General features: G+C 54.9%; 12 protein-coding genes. 11 read left to right on the top strand and 1 reads right to left on the bottom strand.

The annotated features are described in order from the left end of the window. The first annotated feature begins 209 nt into the window (after positions 1–209). The 5 genes from P1U71_RS16730 (at position 210) to P1U71_RS16710 (ending at position 3,035) form a co-directional block, all read left to right on the top strand. Entirely contained in the window at positions 210–710 is a 501-nt protein-coding gene (locus P1U71_RS16730; protein ID WP_301106813.1) for a prolyl-tRNA synthetase associated domain-containing protein, read from the top strand. A 158-nt stretch (positions 711–868) separates the two neighbouring features. After that, positions 869–1,774, top strand: a complete 906-nt coding sequence (gene trxA, locus P1U71_RS16725; RefSeq protein WP_301106812.1) for a thioredoxin — start codon at positions 869–871, stop codon at positions 1,772–1,774. Further along, positions 1,771–2,430, top strand: coding sequence for an LON peptidase substrate-binding domain-containing protein (locus P1U71_RS16720; RefSeq protein WP_301106811.1), 660 nt, complete (start codon positions 1,771–1,773; stop codon positions 2,428–2,430). The genes trxA and P1U71_RS16720 overlap by 4 nt, the downstream gene beginning before the upstream one ends. 21 nt (positions 2,431–2,451) lie before the next feature. After that, a complete protein-coding gene (locus tag P1U71_RS16715) occupies positions 2,452–2,652 on the top strand; it encodes a Trm112 family protein (RefSeq protein WP_301106810.1) in 201 nt (66 codons plus the stop codon). Next, positions 2,652–3,035, top strand: coding sequence for a DUF971 domain-containing protein (locus P1U71_RS16710; protein ID WP_301106809.1), 384 nt, complete (start codon positions 2,652–2,654; stop codon positions 3,033–3,035). Before P1U71_RS16715 ends, P1U71_RS16710 begins: the two co-directional genes overlap by 1 nt. A gap of 7 nt (positions 3,036–3,042) precedes the next feature. On the opposite strand, the gene P1U71_RS16705 is transcribed toward P1U71_RS16710, so the two are convergent. Then, positions 3,043–4,305, bottom strand: coding sequence for a UbiH/UbiF/VisC/COQ6 family ubiquinone biosynthesis hydroxylase (locus P1U71_RS16705; RefSeq protein WP_301106808.1), 1,263 nt, complete (start codon positions 4,303–4,305; stop codon positions 3,043–3,045). A gap of 45 nt (positions 4,306–4,350) precedes the next feature. Here P1U71_RS16705 and P1U71_RS16700 point away from each other — a divergent pair, with 45 nt between their 5' ends. From P1U71_RS16700 to P1U71_RS16675, 6 genes are all read left to right on the top strand, one after another. After that, positions 4,351–5,697 (top strand): amidase, encoded by a 1,347-nt coding sequence (locus P1U71_RS16700; protein WP_301106807.1) that lies wholly within the window; start codon positions 4,351–4,353, stop codon positions 5,695–5,697. A gap of 205 nt (positions 5,698–5,902) precedes the next feature. Beyond that, positions 5,903–6,241, top strand: coding sequence for a P-II family nitrogen regulator (locus P1U71_RS16695; RefSeq protein ID WP_207041894.1), 339 nt, complete (start codon positions 5,903–5,905; stop codon positions 6,239–6,241). 10 nt (positions 6,242–6,251) lie between these two features. After that, a complete protein-coding gene (locus tag P1U71_RS16690) occupies positions 6,252–7,577 on the top strand; it encodes an ammonium transporter (protein WP_301106806.1) in 1,326 nt (441 codons plus the stop codon). 215 nt (positions 7,578–7,792) lie between these two features. Next, entirely contained in the window at positions 7,793–9,022 is a 1,230-nt protein-coding gene (locus tag P1U71_RS16685) for an ammonium transporter (protein WP_301106805.1), read from the top strand. A gap of 145 nt (positions 9,023–9,167) precedes the next feature. Beyond that, a complete protein-coding gene (locus tag P1U71_RS16680; RefSeq protein ID WP_301106804.1) occupies positions 9,168–10,361 on the top strand; it encodes an aminotransferase class I/II-fold pyridoxal phosphate-dependent enzyme in 1,194 nt (397 codons plus the stop codon). Positions 10,362–10,370: 9 nt separating this feature from the next. Then, positions 10,371–11,751: DNA translocase FtsK 4TM domain-containing protein (locus P1U71_RS16675; RefSeq protein WP_301106803.1), on the top strand; the 1,381-nt coding region annotated here is incomplete at its 3' end.

Genomic DNA, 11,751 nt, shown 5'->3' with positions numbered 1-11,751 from the left:
CTCACGACCCTAACCTTGGCAAGGTTATGCTCTACCCCTGAGCTACGCCCGCTCGAGCGTGCAACATCCGTTGCGAGGCGGGATAATACGTAAATGGCCCCTGAATGCAAGCGCGTTTTGTCAAAAAATGCGGCTTTTGTGAATTCTTTATTTCCCCGGAGCGGCGGAGTCGCTAATTTTCCTCACCTAAACCAAGGAGAGGAGAAAGAATGCCCGCAACCCCGGAGGAACTGTTTGCCAAACTCGATGAGTTGGGAATCACTTATGAAACCCACCACCATGCGCCGGTTTTCACGGTCGATGAAGCGCAGACGCATACGGATCATATCCCCGGCGGGCATTGCAAGAACCTGTTCCTGAAAGACAAGACGGGCGATCTTTACCTTGTTATCTGCCTGCAGGATACGGCCGTCGATCTGAAAGCCTTTCGCAAGCTGATTGGCGCGAAGAACCTAAGCTTCGGCAAGCCGGAGCTTCTATGGGAGATCCTCGGCGTTGAACCGGGATCGGTGACGCCTTTCTCCCTCATCAACGATACGGATCAAAAGATCACGGTAATCCTGGAGGAACGGATGATGGCACATGATCTGCTCAATTATCATCCGCTTCGCAATTCGATGACGACGCAAGTCACCTCAAGCGATTTAGAGAAATTTATCGAGGGGTGCGGGCATCAGCCGCGCATTCTTGAACTACCGGAGCGCAATTAAGATTTCACACCTGCCTTGATTGTCTTTAATCCATGGCCTAAATCATCCACAGGACTCTTAACAAAGCAGGCGTATGGTGCTATCCCAAGGGTCGGGCAACAGCGGCTTCGATGGCTCGCTCTTCTTTGAAAACAAAAAGACATTGGTAAACTAGGCTTATGGAAACTCTGATTAGCGAAGGCGCCAGCGCGGGCGGCGATTTGATCAAGGACGGCTCGACAGAGAGCTTTATGCAGGACGTCGTTGAGGCAAGTAAGGAAACTCTGGTCCTTGTCGATCTCTGGGCGCCCTGGTGCGGCCCGTGCAAACAGCTCGGCCCGATGATTGAAAAGGTGGTCACCGATGCGAAAGGCACGGTGAAGCTGGTTAAGATCGATATCGACCAGCATCCGCAGATCGCCCAAAGCCTTCAGGTGCAATCCATCCCGGCGGTGTTCGCCTTCAAGGATGGTCAGCCTGTAGACGGCTTTATGGGGGCGCTGCCGGAAAGCAAGATCAAGGAATTTGTCGAGAAACATGCGGGTCCGATCGGGCCTTCTCCAATAGAGGAGGCCTATCAATCCGGCACCGAAGCGTTAGAGGCCGGTGACACGGAAGTCGCGCTCACGGCATTCGCAAAAATTCTGGAGCTGGATCCGGATCATGTTGATGCGAAAGCGCAGCTTGCCCGGGTTTACATCAAGCTTGGCGAAGTTGACGCCGCCAAGAGCCTAATGGAGACACTTCCAGAAGACACCAAGCAAACCCCCGCCGTCACCGCGGCACTCGCCGCTATCTCGCTCGCCGAAAATGCCGCCGATGCCGGGGAGCTGGAACCGCTCCGCCTAAAGGTTGAAGAAAACCCTGATGACCTTGCGGCCCGGCTTGAATATGGGAAAGCGCTCGCTGGCAGCGGTGAATATGAAGCAGGTGGGGCTGAGTTTCTGGAAATCATCCGCCGGGACCGGGACTGGAATGAAGCCGCCGGACGGCAGGAGCTTCTCAAGATGCTGGAAGTGATGGGGCCGACAGACCCGCTCACCAAGAGTCTCCGTCGGCAGCTGTCATCGATCCTCTTCGCATGACGGATACGGGCGCAAATACGGGGCTGGAAGAGCTCCCGACTGCCCTGCCGCTCTTTCCCTTAACCGGTGCGCTCTTATTAACGAATGGACATTTGCCGCTGAATATTTTCGAGCCCCGCTATCTTGCCATGGTGCAGGACGCCATGGCCACCCATCGCCTGATCGGTATGATCCAGCCGCGCGACCCGGATGCCAACCAGATGACCCCGGAGGTATATCGCATTGGCTGCGCCGGTAAAATCTGTGAATATGGCGAACTGCCCAATGGCATGCTGCGCATTACACTGGAGGGCATTTGCCGGTTTGAGGTGGTTGAAGAGCTGGACGTAGCGACGCCCTATCGGCAGGTAAAAGTGGAGTACCGAAAATTCATGCATGATATGGAGCCCGTGCAGCGCAACTGTATTGATCGCTTGGCCCTGCATGAAGCCCTGCATCATTTTCTGGAGTTTGAAGAAGAGGCCCGCGACTGGCAAACGCTTGACCATCTGGAAGATGATAGTCTGGTAAATTCCCTGTCCATGATCTGCCCTTTTTCCCCCGTCGAAAAACAGGCCCTGCTTGAGGCGGCCGACATTGCCGCCAGATCAGATTTGCTGATCAGCCTGCTGCAAATGATGCTGCAGCAGGTGGAAACACACCGCACCGTGCAATAACCTCTACTTAAAGAGACACCCATGTCCGACAATAAGACGTTAGCCGTTGATCCAAAGCTTCTGGAGATCCTTGTCTGCCCGCTCACCAAGGGTCCGTTGATTTTTGATCGGGAGAATAATGAGCTGGTCAGCAAGACGGCAAGTCTCGCCTATCCGATCCGAAACGGCATTCCGATCATGCTTGTAGATGAAGCAAGGGAAATTGACGAGACCTCAGACTAATGAGCGGCGAAATCTATGACCAGGCGGGTCGGCCGAAGCCGACCGAGGTCCGCCTGAAAAAAGCCGAAAAAACGCTGGCCGTCTCCTTCGAAGATGGCCAATCCTTTCAATTTCCGGCAGAGCTTTTACGCGTGGAAAGCCCCTCTGCGGAGGTGCAGGGCCATGGGGCGAGCCAAAAGCAGACCGTCGCCGGACGGCGGCATGTGGGGATTATGGGGCTGGAACCGGTTGGCAATTACGCGGTGCGCATCAGTTTCGATGATCTGCACGACACCGGCCTCTTCTCCTGGGCGTATCTTTATGAACTCGGCCTCAATCAGGAGAGCATCTGGGAAACTTATCTCAACAATCTCGCGAAAGCCGGCCTTAGCCGGGATCCATAAGTCCGCCTCAGAGAGCTTCGCCGCGCAGGAGTCGCGGCATCTTTCCAACCGTGCCGCGTGCATGCTCCATAAAGAAGCCTTTGAGCTTCGGCATCTTGTTTACCGCCGCGAGCCCCAGATCGCGCGCCAGCCGGACCGGAGGAATATCATTTGTGAATAGCCGGTTCAGTCCATCGGTGATGGCCAGCAAGACGATACTGTCGAACCGGCGCCAGCGCTGATAATCCTCAAGTACCGTGGCGCCGCCGATATCCTGCCCCAGCCGGGCCGCATCGATGACTACTTCCGCCAATGCCGCCACATCGCGCAGGCCAAGGTTGAGACCCTGCCCGGCAATCGGATGCATTCCATGCGCCGCATCCCCGATGAGCGCGAGCCTTAAATCAGCATATCGTTCCGCCTGATGAAGCGTGAGCGGATAACTCCAGCGTGGACCAGCAACCTTAAGATCACCCAGATAGTCACCAAAACGCGTGGCCATCTCCCGGTGAAAGTCCGCGTCCGGCAGAGCCATGATGACTTTCGCGCGCTCTGTCGGTTCCGTCCAGACAAGCGAAGAGCGGTTCCCCGTCATCGGCAGGATGGCGAAGGGTCCAGGTTTTAAAAACCGTTCCTGCGCGACACCATGGTGCGGTTTCTCATGCACGATGGTGCAGACAATGCCCATCTGATCATAGGACCAGCCAACGGTTTTTATCCCGGCCTGCTGCCTGATCGGTGAATTGCGGCCATCCGCTGCAACGACAAGCCGCGTCGTTACAGTCTCACCCGAGGCGAGGCGCGCGGTCACGCCGGAGTTCTCTCGCGTAATATCTGTGTATTCCGTCGGCGCCTTAATGGTCAGTGTGGATATTTCCGCCGCCCGGGCGTAGAGAGCTTCGCGCAAGTGCCGGTTCTCGACCATATGACCAAATGGCTCATCACCAAGTTGGCTGTGATCATAGTGAAGGAAGAACTTCGACGGGCCATCCGTAATCCGGATATCCAGCATCGGCTCCTTCGCCTTTACATGCTTCCAGACATCGCAGGAACGGAGCAGGTTGCGCGAGGCATGGGCGATTGCCGATACTCGTCCATCAAATTCCGTATCAACAAGATGTGTCGGCTCCTCTTTCTCCAGAACCAGAACGTCCAGACCAGCAGACGCCACAGCGATAGCAAAAGGCAGACCGTTCAGGCCACCCCCCACCACCAGAACATCCACATTGATCGATTTTTCCGTCATCATTTCCGCCATGCGAATAAATTCACCAGATTGCTTGTCACCCAAGAGATATATGCCTAATTTGCTGCCATGGCAAAACATTGGCACGAAATGACAGCCCTCGAACTTGGGCATCTTATTGGCAAAGGATCGATTGACCCAATCGAACTTGCGCAATACTTTCTGGATCGCATCAAAAAACTCGACCCGGACCATAAAATTTATGTCCGCCTGACCGAAGAGCGGGCGCTGAACGAGGCAAAAGCCGCCGCAAGCCGGGCAAGGAATGGGACACGTCTCGGCCCGCTGGATGGCGTACCGATTTCCTGGAAAGACCTATTCGATACAGCCGGCGTTGCGACGGAAGCGGGCACGAGACTTTATGAGGGCCGCATTCCCACGGCAGATGCAGAATGCCTGACCCGGGCAAGCCGAGCCGGTCTCGTCTGCCTTGGCAAAACGAATATGCCGGATATTGCCTTTTCCGGTATCGGGGTCAATCCATGGACAGGAACCGGTCCCAATCCCTTTGATCGGGAAATCGAGCGGGTCCCCGGCGGATCGTCGGCAGGCGCCGCGCTCTCCATAGCGGAAGGACTGGCTCCGGCGGCGATCGGGTCGGACACAGCCGGCTCCGTTCGGATTCCAGCAGCCTGGTGCGGCATCACCGGCCTCAAAACAACACATGGTCAAATTTCTCTGGAGGGTGCCGTCCCGCTCTCCTATTCCCAGGATACCATCGGGCCACTCACGCGCGATGTAGCGGATGCAAATATTCTCTACAGCATTCTTTCCGGTCGGAAACCAGCCGACCTTTCCGGTGCCTCACTCAAAGGCGTGCGGATATTGCGGGCGACAAGCCAGTTCGACAAACTCTCCGATCCCGCTATCACGGAACAGGTAAAAAAGGGTCTCTCGCTATTAGAAGCTGCAGGCGCAATCGTGACGGAAGGCCCGGTACGGGCGTTCGATGACGTTGTTGCATTAACGACCAAGCATGGAAGCCCGGCTGCGATAGAGGCTTGCATGATGTATGGTGACCAAATTCGCGCCAATCGAGGCTGCATGTATGAGCCGATTGAAGAGAGAATTCTTGCTGCAGACAATTTCTCCGCCATCGATGCCGCTGCTCTTTATCGTGGCATGGAAAAGCTGACGGCAGCGTATATAGAGCAGACTGCCGGCTTTGATCTGGTGGTCGGCCCGACCCAGCCGGAGCATCCCCCGGCGATCGCGCCGCTCCTTCAAAGTGTTGAGGCTTATCTGAAGGCAACAATGATGTCTATCAGCCTCACGCGGCTGGCGAACTTGCTCCGGCTTTGTGCGACGACACTGCCTTGCGGCCTTGAAAGCGGCTTCCCGGTAGGGCTAATGTTAATGGCGCCGGGTGACTCCGAAGGAAAGCTACTACGCTTGTCCGCTGCGGCCGAAGTCGCCCTCAAGCCAATAAATGCCTAAATATTAGTCTTTTTATCCAATATGGTTACTTTTTAGGCATTTCTAGGGCTAAATTACGCTCAAAATTTTAGCACCATATCCTTAATACATTGATAACACTATAAATTTCAAAACGAGCTTCAGTTGGCACGGGTCTTGAAAAAAAGAGGCCGAAACCGGAGTTTTTCGCTCCGGTCAAAAATGACAAGTCAATGAGGTGACCATCATGAAGCTGGTAATGGCTGTAATAAAGCCCTTCAAACTGGACGAAGTGCGTGATGCCTTGACATCCATCGGTGTCGACGGGCTGACAGCAACGGAAGTCAAGGGGTATGGCCGACAGAAAGGGCATACAGAAATATACCGCGGCGCGGAGTATGCAATCTCTTTTCTCCCCAAAATTAAAATCGAGGTTGCCGTCAAGGAGGATCTTGCTGAACAGGTGGTCGAAGCAATTGCTGGCGCCGCGAAAACCGGGCAGATCGGCGATGGCAAAATCTTTGTTTTCGATTTGATGAATGTTGTCCGTATTCGCACGGGCGAAACTGACGCAGACGCGCTCTAGGAGATTAATGATGCGTAATTTGAAATATATAAAAACTGCCGCCGCATCCCTTGCGGCATTCGCTCTTGTTGGTGCGGCACCTGCTTTCGCCGCGGTTGATAGCGAAACGGCCTATGTTCTCAACACTTTCTCTTTCCTTGTAAACGGTGCCCTTGTCATGTGGATGGCTGCGGGCTTTGCCATGCTGGAAAGCGGGCTTGTCCGTTCCAAGAACACGGCGACCATTTGCCTCAAGAATATAGCTCTCTACTCGGTTGCCGGTCTGACATTCTATCTCATCGGCTATAATCTCATGTATATGGATGTGACCGGCTTTATCGGAAGCTTCAGCCCGTTCTGGGGTCCCGATGATGCGGAAGCATTGTCCGGAACCTTTGCAGATGGCGGTTATTCTGCGTCTTCCGACTGGTTCTTCCAGATGGTTTTCGTCGCAACAGCGGCTTCCATTGTATCGGGAACATTGGCTGAGCGGATCAAGCTCTGGCCATTCCTGACCTTTGTCGTCTTGCTGACCGCGATTATTTATCCAATCCAGGGCTCCTGGGTATGGGGTGGCGGCTGGCTCGCGGAAATGGGCTTTTCCGATTATGCCGGCTCAACGCTTGTGCATTCCGTTGGTGGCTGGGCGGCCCTGACCGGCGCAATCATCCTTGGTGCTCGCAAAGGCAAATATTCTGCCGACGGCAAGGTCCATCCGATCCCCGGTGCAAACCTGCCACTTGCGACCCTCGGTACTTTCGTTCTGTGGCTCGGCTGGTTTGGGTTTAACGGCGGTTCTGTGCTCGCACTCGGTTCAGCTGCCAGCGCGATCGAAATGGCAAATGTCTTTGCCAATACCAACATGGCGGCTGCCGGTGGCGTTCTTGCGGCAATGATTGTAACACAGATCATGTATAAGAAAGTCGACCTGACCCTGGCCTTGAACGGCGCAATTGGCGGTCTTGTATCGATTACCGCAGAGCCTGCTGATCCGACAATCGGAATGGCCATCATCATCGGCGCGATTGGTGGTGTGATCGTGGTTTTCGCCGTTCCGTTGCTCGACAAGCTGAAAATTGACGATGTTGTTGGCGCCATCCCGGCCCATCTGTTCTGCGGTATCTGGGGTACGATTGCCGTCGCTATTTCCGATCCAGACGCAACCTTCGTCACGCAGCTAACCGGCATTGTCGCAATCGGTATCTTCGTACTTGTCCTCAGCAGCATCTTCTGGCTGATCCTGAAGTACACCATGGGTATCCGGGCCAGCGAAGAGGATGAAATCGAGGGTCTCGACAAGGCAGAGCTTGGCCTTGAAGCCTATCCTGAATTCGGACAAGGCTCACAGTCCTTCTAACAGCAGACTAGGCGGCAGTGCCGCCTAGTATTTACGCAATTGCCCAATTTTTGGCCGTGAAAATGGTTAGAAATTGGGCAATTTTCGTTTGTCGAACTCCTGTATATGCCCGAAGCTACCAAAAAATGGGCAAAATCAGACTTGGCACACTCCTTGATTAAAACACTCTAATCCGCGCCCCAACGCGGGAATAAAATATGAGGGAGCTAAGTTGAATGTCTGAGGGAATTACAGGCACGGACGTCCTGTTCGTGCTGCTAGGCGCTATTCTGGTTTTTGCCATGCACGCCGGTTTCGCCTTTCTTGAGGTTGGCACGGTCCGGCGGAAAAACCAGGTCAACGCCCTGATCAAAATCATCACGGATTTCGGTGTTTCGACAATCAGTTATTTCTTTATCGGCTATGCCGTCGCCTATGGGGTTGATTTCCTTGTGGGGGCCGCCGTTCTTGCGGGCGAGGCGGAAGCAGACGGATATGTCTTTTCAAGTAATGGGTACGATCTGGTTAAATTCTTCTTCCTGCTGACATTTGCCGCCGCTATTCCGGCCATTATATCTGGCGGTATCGCCGAGCGTGCAAAGTTCTGGCCGCAACTTATGGCAACGGCAATTCTGACCGCCTTGATATACCCCTTCTTTGAGGGGATCATCTGGAATGGCAACTTTGGCATCCAGGGCCATATCGAAAATATATTCGGGGTCGGTTTTCACGATTTCGCCGGATCGGTTGTCGTTCATGCTATGGGCGGGTGGATCGCTCTTGGTGCCGTATTGCTTCTTGGCGCCCGCAAGGGCCGCTATACGAAAGACGGGCGGGTTATTGGCATTCCACCGTCGAATATCCCGTTTCTCGCGTTGGGCTCATGGATTCTCTGTATCGGCTGGTTTGGCTTTAACGTCGTGAGCGCACAAACAGTTGGCGGGATATCAGGCCTCGTCGCCATGAACTCCCTTATGGCGATGGTTGGTGGCATCGTCGCCGCGCTTTTTGCCGGACGCAATGATCCGGGATTTATACATAACGGGGCGCTTGCGGGCCTTGTCGCGGTCTGCGCCGGTTCGGATATTATGCATCCAATCGGAGCGCTGCTGACGGGCGGGGTTGCCGGTGGGCTGTTCGTCTTTGCCTTCACCTATTGCCAGAATACGCTCAAGATCGATGACGTGCTTGGCGTCTGGCCATTGCATGGTCTTTGCGGCCTGTGGGGAGGTATCGCCGCCGGTATCTTCGGGCTTGAAGCCCTCGGCGGGCTGGGCGGGGTGAGCCTTGCCGCACAAGTCATTGTCAGCCTTCTCGCCTGTGCTTACGCTCTGATCGCTGGCCTTCTGGTCTATGGCCTTCTTAAGATGACCAGCGGTATCCGTCTTTCGGAAGATGACGAATTTATCGGCGCGGATCTCAGTATCCATAAAATCGGTGCCTATCCGGAACAGGATTTGCGCTAACTTGCGCCCTGGCGCCTGAAAGGCGTGGTATAAAAGCAAGAGGTCGCGATTTATACCACCCTTCGGCGTGTTGCCGCTTGTACAGCCGAGACGATTTAACTAAATTCGGAGCCCGTTTAATTCCTTCGGCACCGGTGCTCTGTGTATGATTAACTCCGAATTGTCCCATTTGCGCGGCTCTCCCTTTGATGCGCTGAGATCGCTTCTCGATCCTTTGGCCCCGGTACCGGATATCGACCCCACAATCCTGACCATCGGCGAGCCACAGCATAAGCCGCCGCAATTGATGATCGAGGCACTTCGCGCCAATGAGCATCTTTATGGCAAGTATCCGCCGGTAGGCGGCACCGCTGAGTTGAGAGGGGCGATTACCGGCTGGCTTTCCCGGCGATATGAGCTGCCGGAAGGCATGATCGAGGCCGATCAGAACATCGCGCCCGTGAATGGGACGAAGGAAGCGCTCTATATGATCGCGTCTGTCATTACGGAGCGGGCAGGGCACAATCAGCCCAAGCCGGTTATTCTCCTGCCAACGCCCTATTACCATGTCTATCACGCGGCCGCCGTCATGGCGGGGGCGGAGCCGATCTTCCTGCCTGCCGGACAGAAGAGTCATTTTTTTCCGGATCTGGACGCGCTCACGCCGGAGCTTCTCGATCGCACCTCCGCCTTTTATCTCTGCAACCCTTCCAACCCACAGGGAACCGTGGCAAGCGCAGATTATCTGGCGGAGACCCTTGCGCTTGCGCGCAAACATGATTTCATGCTGATCGTCGATGAATGCTATTCCGAGATCTATGATAAAACACCGCCGACTGGCATCCTTGAAATCTGCGCGAAAGCTGGCGGCGCGCTTGATCATGTGCTTGCGTTTCATTCCCTCTCAAAACGCTCCAGCGCCGCAGGGCTCAGGTCGGGCTTTTGCGTTGGGAAAAGTGACATTATCAAGACTTTTCTCAATTTGCGAAACTTTGCCGGCGCGGCCTCCCCTCTCCCCGTATGTGCAGCGGCGGCGGCACTCTGGAATGACGATACTCATGTGACGGAAAACCGGTCTCTTTACCGCGAAAAATTTGATATGGCCGAGGAAATATTCGGGTCGAATTTCGGCTTTTATCGCCCGGAAGGAGGGTTTTTCCTCTGGCTGGATGTCGGCGACGGTGTCGAGGCCGCGAAACGACTCTGGACGAAGGCTGCAGTTCGCGTTCTACCAGGCAAATTTTTGAGTGTGCCCGGTCCTGATGGCGTCAATCCCGGTGACCCTTATATCCGGGTTGCCCTAGTTTCGCCGCCAGAGGACAGTAAAGAGGCTTTAACTAGATTAGCCAATAGCTTATAGAATAACCGTATGATGTTTAAATCAAAAGGCTCCAAATCGATTTCCCTTTTGCCGAGCGGAAGCGTAGATTTTCTCCACCGGCGACTGGTTGAGCTGGGGGGGCTGGTACTGTTGTTGCTCGCGCTCATCTGCGTTCTAGCTCTCGTATCCTATTCGCCGGATGATCCCAATTTTAATCACGCCACGTCAAACCCGCCGAGTAACTTTCTCGGACTAGGCGGGGCCCATTTGGCGGATTTGTTACTGCAAACCATTGGTTTTGGGTCCGTTGCCCTGATCCTGGGGCTGATTGCCTGGTCATGGCGAGTGATGTCACATCGGGGGCTGCGGTGGGGATGGGTGCATCTTGCCGTGCTTCCCTTTGGCGTATCAATTTCTTCCTCCGCCCTTGCCGCACTTCCCGTGGCAGAGGGCTGGCCGCTTAACTCCGGTTATGGCGGCATCGTTGGCGAGGTTATTTTCAACTCGATCATTGTTGGCGGTCAGCAGATCGGCCTCGATATTCATGCGGCGATCCTTGGGCCTGTTCTGGCGATCATCGCCATTGCCCTGTTACTCGTCTCTTTTGGCGTTTCTGCACAAGAATGGCGGGTTGTCGGCCTGTCACTCAAAGCCGTCGTGCAGACACTTCTGCTCGCGCCAGGGTATTTGCGTGACTTCCGCTTTCGCCGTGACATAGAGGAGGATGGCGACGAACCCGTAGATACGAACGCACCTGCCAAAAAGAAGAAAAAATCTCGTATCAAGAAAGAGAAAGCGCCAGCCGTTCGCAAGACTGTCGAACCGCAGATCGAACAACGGAAATCAGGGGCTGCCGTCGGCAAACGGGTTGCGGCAGAAAAACAGCCCGCGCTTGCTCTGGGGCCTGCCGGAGAATACCAGCTTCCGCCTCTTGACCTGCTCGCGCTTCCTGACGCCAAGCTTGTTTCCAAACCTGTGAGCGAAGAGGCATTGTCCAAGAATGCGCGCCTGCTTGAATCCGTGCTCGATGATTATGGAATTAAAGGGGATATCAGCCGGGTCCGTCCGGGACCGGTTGTCACGCTTTATGAATTGGAGCCAGCTCCCGGCCTTAAAAGTTCCCGTGTGATTGGTCTTGCCGATGATATCGCCCGGTCCATGAGCGCGATATCCACCCGTATTGCCGTTATCCCCGGCCGCAACGCGATCGGGATCGAGCTTCCCAATCAGCGACGGGAAACTGTTTTCCTGCGTGAGCTTCTCTCCGCGGCTGCCTATGAAAGCACGAATTCAAAACTTACTTTGGCCCTCGGCAAGGATATCGGCGGCGATCTGGTCGTGGCCGATCTGGCCCGCATGCCGCATCTGTTGATCGCCGGCACAACAGGTTCGGGTAAATCTGTCGCCGTCAACACCATGATCCTGTCGC

Origin of the sequence: Sneathiella sp., assembly GCF_029233945.1 — a bacterium.
Classification (GTDB): Bacteria; Pseudomonadota; Alphaproteobacteria; order Sneathiellales; family Sneathiellaceae; genus Sneathiella.
The sequence above is the reverse complement of the archived record's forward strand: the minus strand, read 5'-3'. Positions and strand labels throughout refer to the sequence as shown.